The sequence below is a fragment of the Agromyces sp. Y182 genome (assembly GCF_059445385.1).
In genome coordinates, this window is sequence record NZ_JCAIUF010000001.1 from 1,831,134 (window position 1) to 1,850,105 (window position 18,972).

General features: G+C 66.3%; 13 protein-coding genes and 2 pseudogenes. 8 read left to right on the forward strand and 7 right to left on the reverse strand.

What is annotated here, in order from left to right; all coding sequences use genetic code 11:
• Positions 1-3: 3 nt before the first annotated feature.
• From AC1C2R_RS08380 to AC1C2R_RS08395, 4 genes and pseudogenes are all read left to right on the forward strand, one after another.
• A complete protein-coding gene (locus tag AC1C2R_RS08380; RefSeq protein ID WP_495352024.1) occupies positions 4-501 on the forward strand; it encodes a Jag family protein in 498 nt (165 codons plus the stop codon).
• 16 nt (positions 502-517) lie between these two features.
• Complete coding sequence (gene rsmG, locus AC1C2R_RS08385; RefSeq protein WP_495379630.1) at positions 518-1,147, forward strand: 16S rRNA (guanine(527)-N(7))-methyltransferase RsmG; 630 nt, start codon at positions 518-520, stop codon at positions 1,145-1,147.
• 38 nt (positions 1,148-1,185) lie between these two features.
• Positions 1,186-1,379, forward strand: a pseudogene (locus tag AC1C2R_RS08390) (IS481 family transposase); the annotation flags it as partial.
• A gap of 62 nt (positions 1,380-1,441) precedes the next feature.
• Positions 1,442-1,871 (forward strand): annotated as a pseudogene (locus AC1C2R_RS08395) (integrase core domain-containing protein); the annotation flags it as partial.
• A gap of 1,114 nt (positions 1,872-2,985) precedes the next feature.
• On the opposite strand, the gene AC1C2R_RS08400 reads toward AC1C2R_RS08395, so the two are convergent.
• Positions 2,986-3,150 (reverse strand): hypothetical protein, encoded by a 165-nt coding sequence (locus AC1C2R_RS08400; RefSeq protein WP_495352026.1) that lies wholly within the window; start codon positions 3,148-3,150, stop codon positions 2,986-2,988.
• Between the two features lie 2,223 nt (positions 3,151-5,373).
• Here AC1C2R_RS08400 and AC1C2R_RS08405 point away from each other — a divergent pair.
• Positions 5,374-6,360 carry a ParA family protein gene (locus AC1C2R_RS08405; protein ID WP_495380389.1) on the forward strand — a complete coding sequence of 329 codons (987 nt, stop codon included), beginning with the start codon at positions 5,374-5,376 and terminating at the stop codon, positions 6,358-6,360.
• Positions 6,360-7,340 carry a ParB/RepB/Spo0J family partition protein gene (locus AC1C2R_RS08410; protein ID WP_495379631.1) on the forward strand — a complete coding sequence of 327 codons (981 nt, stop codon included), beginning with the start codon at positions 6,360-6,362 and terminating at the stop codon, positions 7,338-7,340. Before AC1C2R_RS08405 ends, AC1C2R_RS08410 begins: the two co-directional genes overlap by 1 nt.
• Before the next feature lie 101 nt (positions 7,341-7,441).
• Here the strand turns inward: AC1C2R_RS08410 and AC1C2R_RS08415 are convergent, their stop codons facing one another.
• The 6 genes from AC1C2R_RS08415 to AC1C2R_RS08440 form a co-directional block, all read right to left on the reverse strand.
• Entirely contained in the window at positions 7,442-8,401 is a 960-nt protein-coding gene (locus AC1C2R_RS08415) for a D-alanine--D-alanine ligase family protein (protein WP_495352028.1), read from the reverse strand.
• Between the two features lie 17 nt (positions 8,402-8,418).
• Positions 8,419-9,741 carry an aminotransferase-like domain-containing protein gene (locus AC1C2R_RS08420; protein ID WP_495379632.1) on the reverse strand — a complete coding sequence of 441 codons (1,323 nt, stop codon included), beginning with the start codon at positions 9,739-9,741 and terminating at the stop codon, positions 8,419-8,421.
• Between the two features lie 170 nt (positions 9,742-9,911).
• Entirely contained in the window at positions 9,912-10,235 is a 324-nt protein-coding gene (gene trxA, locus AC1C2R_RS08425) for a thioredoxin (protein ID WP_056007113.1), read from the reverse strand.
• Between the two features lie 87 nt (positions 10,236-10,322).
• A complete protein-coding gene (gene trxB, locus AC1C2R_RS08430; RefSeq protein ID WP_495352030.1) occupies positions 10,323-11,297 on the reverse strand; it encodes a thioredoxin-disulfide reductase in 975 nt (324 codons plus the stop codon).
• A 187-nt stretch (positions 11,298-11,484) separates the two neighbouring features.
• Positions 11,485-13,107, reverse strand: a complete 1,623-nt coding sequence (gene murJ, locus AC1C2R_RS08435; protein ID WP_495379633.1) for a murein biosynthesis integral membrane protein MurJ — start codon at positions 13,105-13,107, stop codon at positions 11,485-11,487.
• Positions 13,100-15,571 carry a DUF6049 family protein gene (locus AC1C2R_RS08440; protein WP_495379634.1) on the reverse strand — a complete coding sequence of 824 codons (2,472 nt, stop codon included), beginning with the start codon at positions 15,569-15,571 and terminating at the stop codon, positions 13,100-13,102. The genes murJ and AC1C2R_RS08440 overlap by 8 nt, the downstream gene beginning before the upstream one ends.
• 106 nt (positions 15,572-15,677) lie before the next feature.
• On the opposite strand from AC1C2R_RS08440, the gene AC1C2R_RS08445 reads away from it, so the two are divergent.
• Complete coding sequence (locus tag AC1C2R_RS08445; protein WP_495379635.1) at positions 15,678-17,114, forward strand: CCA tRNA nucleotidyltransferase; 1,437 nt, start codon at positions 15,678-15,680, stop codon at positions 17,112-17,114.
• Between the two features lie 510 nt (positions 17,115-17,624).
• On the forward strand, positions 17,625-18,611 hold the full coding sequence (locus AC1C2R_RS08450; RefSeq protein WP_495379636.1) for a hypothetical protein: 987 nt from the start codon (positions 17,625-17,627) through the stop codon (positions 18,609-18,611).
• Positions 18,612-18,972 lie beyond the last annotated feature (361 nt).

An 18,972-nucleotide genomic window follows, 5' to 3' on the forward strand; every position in this document is an offset into this window, starting at 1 on the left:
CCCATGACCGACGTACAGCACGAGACCGAAGACCGCTCGACCGCTCAGCTCGAGGAAGAGGGCGAGATCGCGGCGGACTATATCGAGGAACTCCTCGACATCATGGATCTCGACGGCGACATCGACATCGACGCCCGCAACGGGCGCGCGTATGTGTCAGTGAACGCCGGTGCAGGTGAGAACCTCAACCTCCTCTCCAAGCCCGAGACGGTGAGCGCGTTCCAAGAGCTCACTCGACTCGCCGTGCAGACGAAGACCGGTGCGTTCTCGCGACTGATCCTCGACATCGGTGGTTCACGCGACGCTCGTCGCGACGAGCTCGCGAATCTCGTGACTCGGGCTGCCGAACGTATCGATGGAGGCGCGGCAGAAGCCTCGCTCCCCCCGATGTCTTCGTACGAGCGCAAACTGGTGCACGATCTCGTGGCCGAGCGCGGTCTGCACTCCGAGTCACGCGGCGAGGGCAGTGACCGTCACACGGTCATCACGCGCGGTGCCTGACGTTTCACGTGAAACGGTGATCGACGGACTGGAGCCGGAACCGGCCGCCGCAGCCGAGATCTTCGGCGAGCACATCGACGCCGGCCGCGCATTCACGATGGCGCTGGCGCGGCACGGCGAAGAGCTCGGCCTCATCGGGCCACTGGAACTCCCCCGGCTCTGGACCCGTCACGTCTTGAACAGCGCGCTGGTGGCGCCGCTCCTGACACCGGGGCGCGTGGGTGATGTCGGTTCGGGCGCCGGGCTCCCCGGAATCGTTCTCGCCATCTTGCGACCGGATGTCTCGTTCACCCTCATCGAGCCGATGGAGCGTCGCGTCGCCTGGCTCGAGCGGCAAGCGAGTGAACTCGCGCTCACGAACGTCACGGTCGTGAGAGCCCGAGCCGAAGAAGCGAAGCTCTTCGGCTCACTCGACCAGGTCACGGCTCGCGCAGTGAGCGCCTTGCGCACACTGATTCCAGTGACCGCACCGCTGTTGCGAGCAGGCGGCGAGCTGGTGCTCATGAAGGGCGCCGGCGTCGACGCCGAGATCGGCGCAGCCGAGAAGGTCATTCGCAAGTACCACCTCCGCGACGTCGAGGTTCTCGTGCTCGGCGAGGGTGTCGTCTCCGAGGTCACCCGGGTGTTCCGCGCAACTGCGGGCTGACTCCTCTCCTCGGCGGGCAGAACTGGATCGGCCCGGAACTGGGGCTGCGCGAGCGAACGGTGTCGCGGATCCTGCGCCGGCACAACGTGGTGTACCTGGCGAAGCTGGACCCGGATGACGGGCCAGGAGATCCGTTCGGAGAAGACGACCGCGACCCGCTACGAGAAGGACCGCCCGGGCGTGCTGGTGCACATGGACGTGAAGAAAATAGGCAAGATCCCCGACGGGGCGGCGCGCGTCTATAGCCGGGCTGCGACGCACGCGGCCGAGAAGCGGCTGAGGAAGGTCGCCTACGCCTACGTTCATTCCTGTGTCGACGACCACTCCCGCTTGGTGTACTCCGAGGTCCTCCCTGACGAGATTGAGGTCACCTGTGCGGGCCCGTGACCTGCACCGCCACGTACTTCGCCGGTCACGACATCACCCGTATCGAACGCGTGATGACCGACAACGCGTGCGCGTACAAGCACTCGATCGGCGCCGTGGTCACAGCCCTGGGCGCCACGCAGAAGGTCATCAACCCTCACTGCCGAGAGCAGAACGGCACGGTCGAACGCTTCAACCGACCCTCGCAACCGGGTGGGCCTACCGGCAGCCCTTCACCAGCAACGACGAACCCGAAGCCGCCCTTGCGCCCTGGATCGAGAGGTACAACACGCAACGGAGTCACACAGCACTTGGAGGCGAACCCCCCCCGGCCAGCCGACTGACACCAACGCCCTGACCGGGTACACCTCGACCGTTCTGAACCTGGTTCGTACCTGCATGGGCATCTGGCTCCGGATCCGGGGTCGGCTCGGATCTCGAGTCGGATCGCGAGTCGGATCTCGAGTCGGATCGGAAGCGGCACGGCGGACACAGCCGTGTTCGATCAGCGTGTCCCGGATGTTCCTACGATCCATGCGTGGTGCGGCAATCTACGTGTTTCGACTCGTTCGTCGGCACAACAGCGCCTTCTCGAGATCGCCCGCGCCATGATCATGGACAAGTGGCCTGCAGCAGGGCGTTCAGGCAGGTATGAGATTCAGAGAATCGATCGTGTGCCTCACACGCAGACGGTTGAACATCTTGCCACTGTCTCCGCCGTGGCGGATCGTACGTTTCACGTGAAATATGGTCGATGCACTGCTGCTTGCCGGTCTGAAGGTGGCCGGCTTCAGGATGGTCGGATATTCGGCATATCGTGCCGTCGTCTGCATCGTGGCAGATCGTGCGTTTCACGTGAAACATGGATGAGGCCACAACGAGGAGTGGACGTGCGGAGAGGCACATTGGAGCGCCGGCTCTAGGGCGTGTCGCGTGATTGCGTCGGCCGGGGCACTCGCTGACTCGCGCTGGCCAGTGGTGGGGGCGCATGCACGGTTGCCGGTCACGCGCGTTCGGCTGCTGCAGCTGCCGTCGAGTCGTCAGCGACGCTTTGTGCGATGCCGACCATCACCAGGACGACGTCGAACGAACTACACCCAGTGGCGGGTGACACGAATGCGCGACGGGATCGAGAGGATGCCGAGGCGAACTGGCAGAACCCTGACGCACCGGTTGGGGCAAGCAAGACATCGACCGCACGGAACCTGTCGACTCTCGCGGTCGGATCGGAGTATCCGAGATGCTGTTCCTGCCAAGGTCGGGGCACACACGAATCCGGACTTCGGAAGCGAACCGCGGTTCAGGGACGCAGGGGATGTTGTTCAAAGTCCCGATCCAGTGCGGACGGCGCGCGACCGCCACGCAGATTCACGTTCGGTGCTCGTGCCACCGAGGTTCCCGCACGCCTGTTGTGCAGCGTTGTGCTGGGTGGTGTTTGCTGGGTGGTGTTGTGACGCATGGTCGCCTCGCGATCAGATCTCGAATTGCCATGCAATGTTCAATCGGAGCTTGCGCACCACGATGTGGATGCCGCCCAAGGCCAGATCGCCGCGCGATCGGTGCGTTCCCGCGACCCGAACTTCTCGGCGCTCCGACGTGTCGGAGTAGGTGACGAGTCCGAGCGATGTGTTCGCCATGGTCACTACGAGTAGTGCGAGATTGCCGTCCACAAGGTGTGGACCCAGCTTGCCGCCGCGCAAGCCCGCGCCATGTCGCTCGCGCGGAGTAGGGGTGTGCGGCCTCATTCGCCCGCTCCCCTGGGCGTGTGCGACATGTAGCTCTCCTCCCCCAGCGTCGCGCGCCGCACGCTCGGCCAACCGGGCGGACGCGCGAGCGTCGAGCCCGCGGGCCGACGAGTGCGGAGCACTCACTAGACGTCCAGTGGCCAGTGTCAAGCGATGACGTTCAACTGTCGATGATGTGCATCGGGTGGTGAGCCGGTGCGCGTTCCATGCCGCCGTCGACGATCCGGGGCGGACGGGCGCACTGGCAGGCCGTGAAGCCGCTGCGGACTGCACAGTGAACAAGCCATCAAGCGCGCACCGCTGGTTGGATTTTGCATCGCATGCGCCGATATCGCGAAGTCTGCCCTGACGTTTCACGTGAAACGCCGTGAGTCTGGGCGCATGCCAATCGATCCGCACCGAGCTCGTGGGCGGCAGGTGCGGGAGAACGCCCTCTTGTCGGCATTGCAAGGACCGGCTCGCATCCCAGGGCATCTCGCCGAGTGGCGCGACCCCGCATCACTCAACATCGACGCCGTTTCACGTGAAACACCCCCTGGTTCATCGAATCACGCTCGTGCGTTCTTCCACGAGGGGTCGCGGCCTCGGGGGCCCGCGGCATCATCGTGTGCTGATCCTGCTCCAGGGTGATCGAACTTTCGACCACTACGTGGACGACGCACAGCCGTGATTGATGGGTCGCCGCGTCGACGAGGAAGATCCAGCGCGGAGGAAACCCGCCTCAATGCGCGCATCGCTCAAAGACTCTTGATCGCCGACCCACTCTGACCGTCCGGACGCCTGCCGGTACACTCGCCAGCACCCAGCACCCAGCACCCAGCACCCAGCACCCAGCACCCAGCACCCAGCACCCAGCACCCAGCACCCAGCACCCAGCACCCAGCACCCAGCACCCAGCACCCAGCACCCAGCACCCAGCACGAATGATCCTTCGGGTGGCCGGACTCGCTATCCCGCCGTGGCGACCGGTCCCGTGCACGTCTCTTTTCGAATCGATCAACTGACTCGGGCGTGCAAGCTTGTGAAGGCGCCTTCAAGTGATCATGGCCGGCCTCATGTTTCACGTGAAACGCGGGGAGCTCACCCTTCGGCGCACGGATTCAACCGGCATCCGTCCGCTCAGTCAGCTGCACCGGTGCCCGCCACCGGAGGACACCATCTCTGAGATGCCGACCACTCCTCCCCCGAGGACGATTGGTATGGATACTCCCGACTTCGCCCGTCGTCAACTTGAGAGTCGGTCGCGACGGTTAGGCTTATCTCTCAGGTCGGGCCGCTGCAGAATGTGTCGAATCGACCGCACACCAACGATTTGGAGCAGTCGGGATGGCACAGGGCGGGGGACGTGGATGGTTTCATCGCAAGCGCTCTCAGCCTGACCACGAAGAACTCGCTGAGGGCACCGCTCACTCGAGGTCCGCGTCGCCGTTGGTCTCGGAAGCATCCGTGCCTGAAGAACCCCAGTCTGACCCCGCCGAAGTCTCGTCGCAGCAACAGTTCTCTGACTGGAGCCCGGGGTCTCATTCGGCGGCCGCCGCGCGCCCGCTTGTCGGTGTCGCGGCAGAAGCCGGTCGACCCGACGGCACATCGGAGCAATCCGGTATCGACGCCGCGAACACGCCCATCGGCGACGAACGCGCGGCATCCGCTCTCGAGCAGACCGAATCGCCCAGCGCGCCGCTTGGATCTGCGACCGTGAACGATGCCGACGACCCTTCGATCGAGATCCCGTCGGACCGTGGCATCGACTGGGACGCGGTGACTGCTGCGGCGCTGACTGCCGACGCAGAACCCATTGATGAGGTGGCGGTGCATCACACGGCAGACCCCGATCGCCTCTTGGAAGACCTCATACGAGAGATCGTCGGGGATGCGACTGCCGACACGGCTTCGGCGCTGCACCCCATTCGAACCCCAGCTGAGGCTGACTCGTCCACACCAACCTCCAACGGTGTGCCGCCCGCGTCGCAGGCAGCACCGGACGAGCCCGATGATGCGACCAACTCGGCGGTTGAACCGCAGGTTGCACCGACACCCGACGGCGGCGTGCGAGTCAGCGAGCAACCGCACTCAACGGCGGCCGTGGTCGACCATGAACATGTGGCGAGCTCGCCGATGATCGTCGCTCCTGCCGCTCCTGTCGCTGCGGTGGTGCAGGCTACAACCCTGAGACAAACCGAAGCCCTTGATGTTTCACGTGAAACATCGCCTGATCACGGAGGAACTCCCCTGGCTTACGAACTCGCCGACGAGACCCGTCGGCGCATCGCCCTCGATGAAGCAGTGCTCCCCCTGCCGCCAGCGACGCGCGTGCTGACGATCTCCAACCAGAAGGGCGGCGTCGGAAAGACGACGACTGCGGTCAATCTCGCGGCCGGCCTCGCACGTTCGGGTGCCAGAGTGCTCGTGATCGACCTCGATCCGCAGGGCAATGCATCGACTGCTCTCGGCGTCGATCACCGTTCCGAGCGCAAGAGCGTTTACGAAGTGCTCGTCTCCGATGTCACCCTGGCCGAAGTCGTCCAACCGTCGACCGAGCACGAGCTACTCGATTGCGTGCCCGCGACCATTCATCTCGCCGGCGCAGAGATCGAACTCGTCTCCCTCGTCGCTCGAGAGCAACGGCTGCGACGAGCGCTCGACGCGCACCTCGCCTCGATGGACCGGCCCTACGATTACGTCTTCATCGACTGCCCGCCGTCACTCGGCCTGCTCACGATCAACGCATTCGTCGCGGCCCGCGAGGTATTGATTCCGATTCAGTGCGAGTACTACGCGCTCGAGGGCCTCTCGCAACTCCTGAGCAACATCGAACTCATCGAGAAGCACCTCAATCCTGAACTTCGGCTATCGACGATCCTTCTGACGATGTACGACTCCCGCACGAACTTGGCGCAGCAGGTGGCTCAAGAGGTGCGTGAGCACTTTCCCGTCCAAACGCTCGAGACGATCATTCCCCGTTCAGTTCGGGTGTCTGAAGCACCCAGTTACGGGCAGAGCGTGATCAGCTACGACTATGCGTCGAGCGGATCTCTGTCGTATCGAGAGGCAGCAGCCGAGATCGCCCGGCGCGGAGCTGCGAGACCCGAGGAGTCGAACTGATGGCAACAAAACGGACCGGACTCGGTCGCGGGATCGGTGCACTGATCCCGAGTGGGGATGACCACTCCCGCACTCGCCCCGTCGACGTGTTCTTCCCGGATTCAGAGACCCAGCCCACCGCTGCCGTCGCTGTTGTCGAACAAGCAGCGTCGATCGACAACCTCGTCACAGTTCCGGGTGCGCACCTCGCGCGTCTTGATCCCGATGACATTGTTCCGAACGCCCAGCAGCCGCGAAGCGTCTTCGACCCCGATGACCTGGCAGAGCTTGTACACAGTGTGCGCGAGTTCGGAGTTCTGCAGCCCATCGTGGTTCGTCGGCACCCCGAGTTGCCGGGCAAGTACGAGCTCGTCATGGGTGAACGACGACTTCGTGCGACCAAGGCGGCGGGACTCGACTCCATTCCGGCTGTCGTCAAAGACACTGCGAACGAAGACATGCTTCGCGACGCACTGCTCGAGAACCTGCACCGCTCTCAACTCAATCCGCTCGAAGAGGCCTCGGCCTATCAGCAACTCCTCGCCGACTTCGGTATCACTCAAGAGGAACTCGCTTCACGTATCGGTCGGTCGCGGCCCCAAATCTCGAACACACTCAGACTGCTCAAGCTTCCCGAGGCGGTGCAGCTTCGTGTTGCGGCCGGCGTGCTTACGGCTGGGCATGCCCGGGCGATCCTCTCCGTCGGCGATGACGCCGCCGGCATGCAGCGATTCGCCGACAAGATCGTGAACGAAGAGTTGTCGGTTCGGGCCGCGGAAGCGGTCGCCACGAAGGAGCCGAAGGCGTCCCGTCCGAAGCCCGCGGCAGGCAAACGACAGGACTTCCTCGAAGACCTGGCGACTCGCCTCGGTGACCGGCTGAACACTCGGGTCAAGATCGCTCTCGGCGCGAGAAAAGGCCAGATCAGCGTTGATTTCGCGACGGTTCAAGACCTTCGGCGCATCCTGACGGAACTTGGCGAGAATCTCGACGGGGTCTGAGCACAAGAGGCGCTCAGGATCGCTCCTGACGAACTGAAATCACGTGAAATCCGCGCCGGGAACGCCGCTCGAACGCCTCTTCCGCTTCGGAGCGGACTGACTCAGTTCGCTCGCAACCTGGCTGCTTCGACGAGCGCGCCGTAGAGCGTCGCAGCATCCGTACCGGACGCCTCGATCGCGAGCGGAACGAGCGACGTTTCAGTGAGGCCGGGAATCACATTCGCTTCCAGGAACCAGGGTGTTCCGTCGGCATCGACGATGAAGTCGACGCGAGAGAGATCCCGAAGTCCGAGTGTGCGATGCGCGAGCACCGCGGCATCCGACACCGCAGTGACCGCTACCTCATCGAGACGAGACGGAGCGTAGAACGTGGTCTCCCCCGCGTTGTATCGGGCCTGAAAACTGTAGACCCCGGCAGTCGGTTCGATCTCAACCGCTGGGAGCGCACGTGGCCCATCACCTGTATCGACGACCGCAACCGCGACTTCGGTGCCGAAGATGCGACGCTCGACCACCGCCACCTCTGCGTAGGTGAACGCCTCAACCATCGCGCGCGGCAGGTCGTTGGCGTCTTCGACGATCGTGACTCCTTGCGCGGAACCACCGGAGGCCGGCTTGACGACGAGGTCGCCTTCGAGCGCCGAGCGCACGACTCTGAGTACGCTCGATGCGCCGAGCTCGCGGAACGACTCATGAGAGAGCACGATCGATTCGGGTACGGCCACGCCGGCTTCAGCCAGCAACGAGCTTGCGACGGGCTTCGACCACGCTCGCCGCGCGGCCGCGCCTGACGACCCGACCGTGGGCACATCGATCGCAGCCAGCAACTCGAGGAGGGATCCGTCTTCACCACTCGAACCATGAAGCGCGGGGAAGACCACGTCGGGGCGTTCGCTCGACAGGAATGGCAGCAGCCCGGCGTCGGGATCGCGCAGCACCACTCGATGCCCCGCCGCGATGAGCGCGTCGGCGACTCGGCGACCCGACCGCAGCGACACGTCGCGTTCGTGGGAGATGCCGCCCGCGAGCACGACGACGTATGGGGCGGAAGAATCGCTCATGATCAGGTGTTTCTCCACTACTTCAGATCGGATGGCGGCGCGGAATCGTATCCCGTGCTCGGTGGGAGCTGCAGCGGCCCGGTGCCCGCAAAGGTGTCGAGGAGGTCGAGTTCACCGTTGATGACCGTCGCGAGTCGCCGGACGCCGAGCCTGATCGCTTCGGGCGTGGGATAGCAATACGAAAGCCGCATCGCGTGCCGCCCGCGGCCGTCGGCGAAGAATGCGGTACCGGGGGTGTACGCGACGAGCTCCTTCACTGCACGCGGCAGCATCTGCTTCGAGTCGAGAACGTCGGGCATCGTGACCCAGACGTAGAAGCCGCCGTTGGGATTCGTCCAATTCAGATGGGGCAGGTATTCCCCCAATGCCTCGATCAGCGCGTCTTTCCGCTCCCGATACACGCCCCGGAACGTGTCGATCTGCCCGCGCCAGTCGGTCGTCGCCAGGTACTCCGACACGACCAACTGGCTGAATGAACTCGGTGAGAGGATCGCCGACTCGGCGGCGAGGATGAGCTTCTCACGGATCGCGTGCGGCGCGAGCGCCCATCCGACCCGGAATCCGGGGGCGAGGGTCTTCGAGAACGAGCCGAGATAGATGACGCCCTCGGGATCGAGCGATCGGAGTGCATTCGGCGCAGGCTCATCGAAATGCAACAAGCCGTACGGATTGTCTTCGAGGATCAGTATCTCGTTGGTGCGACAGATCTCGAGGATCTCGGGCCGACGCTCTGCCGAAAGGGTGACACCCGCCGGGTTGTGGAAGTTCGGAATCGTGTACAGGAACTTGATGCGCCGACCCTGACCGCGAAGCGCGGCGATCGTCTGACGGAGTGCCTCGGGGATGAGTCCGTGCTCGTCCATGGCCACGTGCACGACGTTCGCCTGATACGACCGGAATATGCCGAGCGCCCCGACATAACTGGGCGACTCGGCGAGGATCACATCGCCCGGATCGATGAACAGCTTCGCGACGAGGTCGAGTGCTTGCTGAGATCCCGTCGCGGTCACGACGTTGTCGACGGTGCCACGGATGCCCTCGATCGACATCACCTCGAGAATCTGCTCGCGCAGCTCTGGAATTCCCTGACCAGAGCCATATTGCAGAGCAACTGCTCCGCGCTCGCGCATGACCTTCTCCATCGACGAGACGATGAGGTCGTGTGGCAATGCAGAGACGAACGGCATGCCGCCGGCAAGCGAGACCACCTCGGGCCGCGATGCGACGGCGAAGAGTGCTCGGACTTCGGAGGCGGCCAGCCCGGCGGCTCGCTCGGCGTAATTCGCGTACCAAGGGTCGAGATTATTGCCGGTCCGCTGGGGGACGCCGTCAGAAGTCACTGCACTCTTCCGTTCTGTTCAGGGTTTCCATGGTAGTTGCTGGGTACGGGGCGCTTGGTCGGGGGCCGCGTGCCGCCGCGGCATCCGTAGCTCGTGAACGCGCAGCCCGGTGGAGACACGAAAAAGACCCGCCCGGCTTTCGCCGGACGGGTCTGAAGTTCGACCGCCGACTACGAGATGTAGGCGGCGAGGTCGGCCTCGAGTGCGGGCTTCGGCTTGGCGCCGATGACGGTCTTGACGACCTCGCCCTTCTCGAACACCTTGAACGCGGGAATCGCGGTGATCTGGTACTTCATCGCGAGACCGGGGTTCTCATCGACATTGAGCTTGACGATGTCGAGCTTGTCGGCGTGCTCGGTCGCGATCTGGTCGAGAATCGGACTGACGGCGCGACACGGGCCGCACCATTCGGCCCAGAAGTCCACGAGGACGGCCTTTTCGTTGTTGAGGACCTCCTGCTCGAAGGTGGCCTCGGTCACTGCACGTGCAGTCATTGCGTTCTCCTTTTGGTGAAATCGGATGTCGCGAGGCGAAGCCCGCGGCGAGGGCGCGTGTCACCCGAGCGAACGGGTGACACCAGGTCAGTTGACGGCGGCGAACTCCGTCTCGAGTACGGCTTCGGCGGCATTCTCGTTGCCGAGCGCCGCGAGGTAATGTTCGGCGTCGAGTGCGGCGGCCGCACCGGATCCGGCCGCCGTGATGGCCTGGCGGTAGTGGGGATCGACGACGTCGCCGGCCGCGAAGACGCCGGGGATGGAGGTCTTCGAGCTGCGACCCTCGACCGCGATGGTGCCTTCTGCGGTGAGGTCGAGCTTGCCGTGCACGAGGTGAGTGCGCGGATCGTTGCCGATGGCGATGAAGAGCCCGTCGAGGTCGAGGCCGCGCTCGTCACCGGTGGCGGTGTCGCGCAACGTGACACCCGTGACCGCGCTGGTGCCGTGGATCGCAGCGATCTCGGCGTTCCAGATGAACTCGATCTTCTCGTTGTCGAACGCGCGCTGCTGCATGATCTTCGACGCTTTGAGCGTGTCACGACGGTGGATCACGTAGACCTTGTCGGCGAAGCGCGTCAGGAACGTCGCTTCCTCCATGGCGGAGTCGCCGCCGCCGGCCACGGCGATCGTCTTCTGACGGAAGAAGAAGCCGTCGCACGTGGCGCACCAGGAGAGACCATGCCCGGAGAGCACCTCTTCTTCGGAGAGGCCGAGCTTGCGGTACGCCGAACCGGTCGCGTAGATGACCGTCGCTGCCTCATGCTCATCGCCGTTGCCGAGCTTCACTCGCTTGACCGGGCCGTCGAGGTCGAGCTCGACGACGTCGTCGTAGACGACCTCGGTGCCGAATCGCTCGGCCTGCTCCTGCAGCTTCGTCATGAGGTCGGGGCCCATGATGCCCTCTGGGAAGCCGGGGAAGTTCTCGACTTCCGTCGTCTTCACCAGCTCGCCGCCGATCTCGACAGAACTCGCGATGAGCAGGGGTTTCAGCTGCGCGCGGGCGGCGTAGATCGCGGCCGTGAATCCGGCCGGGCCCGAACCGATGATGATGATGTCGCGCAAAGCCGCTCCCGTCGTTGCTGGTGATTCGTAGCATTCAACGAATCGGATGCCACGAGATGCTCAACACAGTCTAAGCGGCGACTATTCCGCGGCCGGTCGGCGAGCCAGGGTGTTTGGATGCTGCGGGGCGGGTGCTGTGCCCGTGTCCGCGTCGCCGCGGCTCAGCGCCGGTGCTCAACGTCTCGGCTCAGCGCCGGCGAAGGCGCGCGACGAGCGGGGCGGCGAATCCGCGCAGCTCGGGTGACCGCAGCATCCAGAGCACCGCGAAGTACAGCGCGCTCATCACTGCGCCGATGATCGCCATCGACACGATCGCGGCGAACACGCTCGAGAGCGCGAAACCGGCGAAGGTGGTTCCACCGAGCGCCCAGAGCAATGCGAGACCGGCGATCACGGGCAGCACGAGCGCGGCAGCGGACCGTCCGTAGGCGACGAAGATGCGTCGGCCGTCGAGTGGACCGATGCGTCGCCGGAGCAGCACGATGGCGAGGATCGCCTGGATGGTGCCTGCGACGGTGATGACCACGGCGATGCCGAACGCCACCCACGCACTCGGGAGGGCGATGCAGGCCAGGGTGCCGGCGATGATCAGCACGACCTGCACGAGGGTGATGAAGAACGGGGTCTTCGTGTCGTGGAGCGAGTAGAAGGTGCGTTGCACGATGAAGAGAATGCTGAACGGAATGAGGCCGACGAGGTAGGCGAGCACCACCGCACCGGTCGACCACACGAGGGGCTCGACGGAGGAGAACACTCGAGCGAAGAGGAACGCACACACCATGAGCACCGCGGTCGCGACCATCAGGATGACGCCGACGCCGCGCACCGCGCTGGAGAGGTCGTCGCGCACCTTTCGGAGTTCGCCGGTGGCGGCGTGCTCGCTCATCCGCGTGAAGTAGGCGGTGGCGATCGACACCGTGATCACCGAGTGCGGCAGCATGAAGATCAACCAGGCGTTCTGCTGCGCGGCGATCGAGGCTTCGTCGTGAGATGCCGCGGGGGCACCCACGACGGACGTCTCGACGAATCCGGCGATCGTCGTGAGCAGCAGCATTCCGAAGGTCCAGCTCGCGATGCCCGCGGTCGACCTCAGGCCGACGCCGCGCCAGGCGAAATCGGGTCGGTAGCGCAGGCCCGCACGACGCCAGAACCAGAACAGCACGAGCGCCTGGACTGCGACGCCGAGCGTCGCGCTTCCGGCGAGGAGGGCGATCATGCCGGGCGACCACTCGCCTGCGGTGCGCAAGCCATCGGGGTCTGAGGCGAAGACCAGCACGAATACGGCGAGCCCCGCGAGAGCGACGATGTTGTTCAGTACCGGCACCCACGTGAAGGGGCCGAACACGCGCTTGGCGTTCAACACCTCGCCCAGCAGCGAGTACATGCCGTAGAAGAAGATCTGCGGTAGGCACCAATAGCCGAAGGCGACGGCCAGACCGAACACGCCGTCGCTCATGCGGCTGCCGATCAGTGCCGTGAGCAGCGGTGTGAGCAGCGTCGCGATGAGCGCGGCAGCACTGAGGATCACCAACCCCAGGGTCATGACCTTGTTGATGTAGGCGACGCCACCGTCGCGATGCGCGGCCGACCGCACGATCAACGGCACGAGCACGGCGCTCAACACGCCGCCGGCAACGACCGCGTAGATGGTGTTCGGCAGCTGGTTCGCTGCGGCGAACGCGTTGGCACCGGCACCGCTGCCGCCGATGACGGCTGCGAGGAGGGCCGCCTTCACGAAACCGAGGATGCGGGACACGATCGTTCCCGAGGCGAGGAAGACGCTCGCGCGACCGATGCGATCTTCAGCCATCGCGGCGCTCGTCACCGGGTTCCCGGGGCGTTGCCGCGGCATCGGGTTCGGTGGCATCCGGCTCCTCCGTAGGCGTCGCGGTTTCGGTCGCTTCTGCGGTTTCGGTCGTGTCCGCGTCCGCGGCATCCGATTCCTCCGCTGCTACCTCTGCATCGTCGGGGGCTTCCGCAGCAGCTTCGGCGCGCTGTCGGCGGAGGCGACGGATGTTGCGCCACACGCCGATGCCGAAGAACACGACGACCACGAGGCCGAGCAGGGCTGCGCCGAGACCTTCCCAGTCGGCCTGCACGTTCGCGGGGATCATCGCGGGGGTGCCGATCGGCACACCTTCTGGCGAGGTCAGCGTCACCGTGAGGGTGACCTCGCCGTTGCCGATGCCGGCGGCGACCGGCACCCGCACGAGGCTGCGCGATTCGGGGTCGACCGTGACCGTCTTCTGGTCTTCGACGATCAGGCGACCGTTCGATGGCTCGACATCGACGATCACCGTGACCTGGTACGGCAGTGCGTTGAGGATCGTCGTGGGCACGCCGGTTTCACTCGAGACCACGTTGATCGGGCTGCTGGGCACGACCGACACTGCGCCGAGCGTGTTGCGCTGGTCGAGAAGCCACTGGCCGACGGCCGTCTCCCAGCCCGCATTGTCTTCCAGCCAGGCGACGTCGAGTAGGGCGAGCACATCGCGCCGCGCTGGTGCGGAGATCAGGCGGGGGTCTTCGAGCACGGTCGCGAACGCGGTGACATCCACTTCGGCGCGTACGAGCCGATCGACATTCGCGCGGCGCTGCTCGGTCTCGAGAAGGTCGACCAGCGCACGCTCGACCGGGGGCGCGCCGATGGCATCCGAGAGCGTCGCAGGTCGGGCCCAGGGGCTCGCGGCCAATTCGTCGAGCGTCGCCGAGACGCGCGACGACTGCGTTCCCGCGCCACGGTCGAACGTCGTGAGCAGTGTGAGCTGCTGCCCGGGGTTCGCTTCGCCGCCGAGCACCAACTCGGCGCCGAGCAATCCGGTTGCGGAACGCCATTCCGTGTCGGTGAGCGCTTCGGATGCCTCGCGCAACGGCGCCGTCAGTCGCGAGTCGGCCACGACCGCGGTCGAGCCGTCGACGTTCGATGCCGCGTTCGACCACGATTCAGTCGCACCGACGTTGCCGGGGGCGAGGAGCGCCGTCGTCAGCCCGGCATCGCTCAGGAAGGCGAGGTTGCCCGCGGCGACCGTGTCGTCGGCCGGCCAAGCGATGTCGGTCCGCGTGTAGGGCCACGCGAGCAGCTCTTCGGTGGTGGGCAACTCGCCCGAAGCGGGCGGTGTCGGATCCGCCGACGGGGTGGCTGCGGTATCGCCCGTGGCGGCGCCATCGGTGTCGGCATCGGGATCCGCGCCCCCATCGGCCGCGGCATCCGCGAAGTTCGCGGCATCGAGTGCGTCGGCGAACGACGTGGGGGTGAGCGGCGCGGTCAGGCCGACCTGCGCCTGCACCGCGAGATCTGCATCTGCATACGCGAGCGGGAATATCTCGTTGGGCAGTAAGGCGAGGCGTTCGAGCCAGGCGGTGGCCGTGGCCGGCGCCGCAGTGCCGAGCACCCTGATCGACGCGATGATGCGGGGATCGATGCCGATCGCGACCTGCCGGCCTGCGACGGCGTCGAGCTGGCGGGTGAGCAGCCCGAATGGCGCGGTCCACGTCGACAGATCGTCGGAACTCAGGAGTCCCGACGACGATGCGGGCACCGTGAGCGGATACGCGAGGGCGAGCGACACTGCGTCGGTCGCGGGAGCCGAGCTGTTGGCGTAGGCGTCGGTCGCGGATGCCGCGATGACACCGTCGACGAGGAGCTCGACGCCGAAACCGAACACCGGTGACTCGGCGAGTCCGTCGAGCGTGTCGGGCGGAAGCGTGAACGAGACGACGTCGACCGCACCCGCGGCGAGGGCACGGGACTCACCCGCCGCGATCACCATGCCGTCAAGGGAATGTATTTCAGGGGCGTCGGAATCGGTATCGGCCGCGGCATCCGGTTCGGCAACTGCCTGATCGAGCCAGGCATCGAGCTCGCTCGTGTCGTCGATGGCGCCGTTCGCACGAACCAGGCGCAGGGATCCCGCTGAGATCGACTCGGCGGTGGCGTTCTCGACCTCGACCTCGAAGGTGAGCGCCATGTCCGGAGCGATCGTCGTCGAAACGGTCGGGGCGATGCGCACAAGAACGCCGTCGACGTTGCGGGCCGCGGAGCGCGCCGTATGCCCGGCCTTCGTCGCGGTCGCACTCTCAGCCGAGGCATCGAAGACCGACGCGTTCGCGGCAAGAGGTGCGGTGACGAGCGAGGCGACCACTGCGGTGGTCAGACCGAAACCGGCGATCGCTCGTCGAGTCGCGGCGACCGCGCGTGGGGGGCGTCGCACGGCGGCATCCGTCGATTCGCCCCTCGGACGCCGACGGCGCGCAGGGAACGACTCGGGCAGCATGCTGGCGATTCTACGGCGTGCCCGCCGAGTATCCGTTCGGCATCCACAGGCGGTCGGGCCCTTCACGAAACCAGACTCGGGCCGATGCCCGCTTAATATAGGAGCCATGCAGAGTGTCGCGACGGCCCTCGACCGGCTGGGCGAGCTGGCGGCTTCGCCGACCGTCGCGCGGCTCGCGAGCGCCTTCGAGGCTGCCGGTCACGAGCTCGCACTCGTCGGCGGCCCGGTGCGCGACGCCTTCCTCGACCGGCCGATCAACGACCTCGATTTCACGACGGATGCGACGCCCGACGAGATCCTCGCGATCGTCAAGCCGATCGCCGAGGCCCATTGGGACATCGGTCGTGCATTCGGCACGATCGGTGCGAAGATCGCCGGCGAGACGGTCGAGATCACGACGTATCGCGCTGACGCCTACGACGGCGCATCGCGCAAGCCCGAGGTCGTGTTCGGTACGAGCCTCGACGAAGATCTCACCCGACGCGACTTCACCGTCAACGCGCTCGCCCTCCGGCTGCCGAAGCTCGAACTGGTCGACCCGTCGGGCGGTGTCGAAGACCTCATCGCCCGAGTGCTGCGCACCCCCGCGGCGCCCGAACAGTCGTTCGGCGACGACCCGCTGCGGATGCTTCGTGCCGCCCGTTTCTCGGCCCAGCTCGGCTTCACCGTCGATCCCGCCACCGAGCAGGCCATGAGCGACCTCGCACAGGAGATCGACCGCATCTCGGCCGAACGCGTCAGGGACGAGCTGACGAAGCTGCTGCTGACGGGAACTCCGCGCGGCGGCATCCGCTTGCTCGTGGAATCGGGGCTCGCCGAACGCGTGCTGCCCGAACTGCCGGCCCTCTCACTCGAACGCGACGAGCATCACCGCCATAAAGACGTCTACGAGCACAGCCTCACGGTGCTCGATCAGGCCATCGCGTACGAGGTCGCACGCGGGGTGCTCGACTCCCCCGATCTCATCTTGCGGCTCGCCGCACTGCTTCACGACATCGGCAAGCCGGCGACGCGGCGGTTCGAGCCGGGCGGCGCAGTGAGCTTCTACCATCACGACGTCGTCGGCGCGAAGCTCGCCCGTAAGCGCCTTCGCGCGCTGCGGTTCGACAACGACACGATCGCGGCGGTCTCTCGGCTCATCGAGTTGCACCTGCGATTCTTCGGCTACACCGATGGGGCTTGGACCGACTCGGCCGTTCGCCGTTACGTGCGCGACGCGGGCGACCAGCTCGAGCGATTGCACATCCTCGCGCGGGCCGACGTGACGACGCGCAATCGCCGCAAGGCCGACCAGCTCGCCTTCGCGTACGACGACCTCGAAGAGCGCATCGCCGTGCTCGCGGGGGAGGAGGAGCTCGCCGCGGTGCGCCCCGAGCTCGACGGCGCCGAGATCATGCGGCTGCTCGACGTGAAACCCGGCCCGGTGGTCGGCGAGGCATACCGTTACCTGCTCGAGGTGCGCCTCGACGAGGGGCCCATCGGCCCGGATGCCGCGGCCGAGCGGCTGCTCGCCTGGTGGGCGTCGCGCGACGCGGGTGCCTGACCCCGTACCTGACCCGCAGGTTGCCCCTCGGCCAATGTTCCGTTCGCTCCCGGTGTTTCCTGTCAGGCGGAAACCGGGGCCCGAACGGAAACACCGACCGCGTGGTCGGAGACGCCGACTCCTCCTCGACACCTGACGCCTGATGGCTGATGCCCGCGCTGGCGCCTCATGCCGGCGCTTGACGGCGGCGCCGCACGCGGGTGCCTGGATGGCGGTGCCGCGCGCTGGCGCGTGAAGCCCGCGTGGGCCTGACCCGCGCGCGCGGGGCATCCGTTGTGGGGGTGACTTCCCGTCAAATGCGGGCCGAAACGGCGGGTTTCTGACGGAGATGCACCCCCGCAACGGTAGGGGTGGGCGCGGGGTGGGAGTGCGCGCGGGGTGGGAGTGGGCGTGCGGTGGGGGTGGGCGTGCGGTGGGAGTGGTCCTCCACAGGGCGGGGTGGGCGAGGCATGTGCACAGTTGAGGTGCTGAGGACGGTGCGAGTGCAACGTGGGGGTGCAGCCTCGGTGAATGAGCGATCCGCACGATGAGCTGCCGCTGCCGCTGCCGCTGCCGCTGCGGTTCCGTGCGCGGCCAGGAGACCTCGCAGTATCGGAGCGCACTCTGCAGCGTCGTGCTCGTGCAGGTGAACTGACGCGCCTTCGCGCCGGGGTGTTCGTCGAAGCCGCCGAGCTCGAGGCGGCGAAGGCCCGACGCCGTGAGCTTGCGTTCATCTCCGCGGTGGTCGGTACCCGCAGAAGTCGAGTCGTGCTCTCGCACGAATCTGCAGCGACCGTGTGGGGGCTGCCGCGGATCGGCCCAGCACCCGTCGCGGTCGAGCTGGCCGACGCCCGGGGTACTCGACCGAGATCGATGAACGGGGTCGCGTGGCGGCGCACGCCGTTCGATTGCACCGAGGTCGTCGAACGCAACGGATTTCTGGTGACCGGGCTCCTGCAGACCCTCGCCGATCTGGCATGCGAGCGCGAGTTCCTGAGTGCGGTCGCCGCGCTCGATGCCGCCGTCGGCACGTTTCTCCGCTCGGACGCCCTCATCACCGTGCCCGGCGTCCCCGCCGAATCGATCGCCGGCCGACTGCGCGAATTCGGGCGCCGACGAGGCGTGCGTACGGCGGATCGGGCGATCGTCTTCGCCGACGCGCGCGCGGAGTCGGTCGGCGAATCACTGAGCCGCGGGCAAATGCATCTGCTGGGGTTCCCCGCCCCCGAGCTGCAGGTGAACTTCGATCGCGCAGACGGCGGGGCGGATCGGGTCGATTTCGACTGGCCCGAGTTCGGGGTGTACGGCGAGTTCGATGGAGATCTCAAGTACCTCGATCCGCGGTACCGCGGCGGGCGCACGGCCGAGGAGGTCGTGCTCGATGAGAAGAAGCGCGATCAACGCATTGGCCTGCGACACCGCAGACGCGGCGCTCACTGGGACTGGACGATCGCGCTCAGGCCCCGCCGGCTTGACGCGGTGCTCGCCGACCTCGGCCTCCCGCGCACCCCGCGCTGAGCTGCGCCGAACGCATGCGTGCCGGGCTCCCGCCGCGCATTGCGGGGGTGGGAGAGGTGCGGGTGCGTGCGGGGTGCGGGGATGGGAGAGGTGTAGGTACGTACGGGGGTGCACTCCCGTCAGATCAGGCCCCGTGGTTGCGGATTCCGGCGGGAATGCACCCCCAACGGAACGAGAGGGAGCGGGATGCGTGCGGGTGCGGGGGTGGGAGAGGTGTGTAGGTGCATTGCGGGGGTGCGTTCCCGCCAGATCGAGCCCTGTATTCGCGGATTCCGGCGGGAATGCACCCCCGCAACGGAAGGAGAGGGGAGAGGGGTGCGGGAGTGGGAGGGGTGCGAGGGAGAGGGGAGAGGGGTGCGAG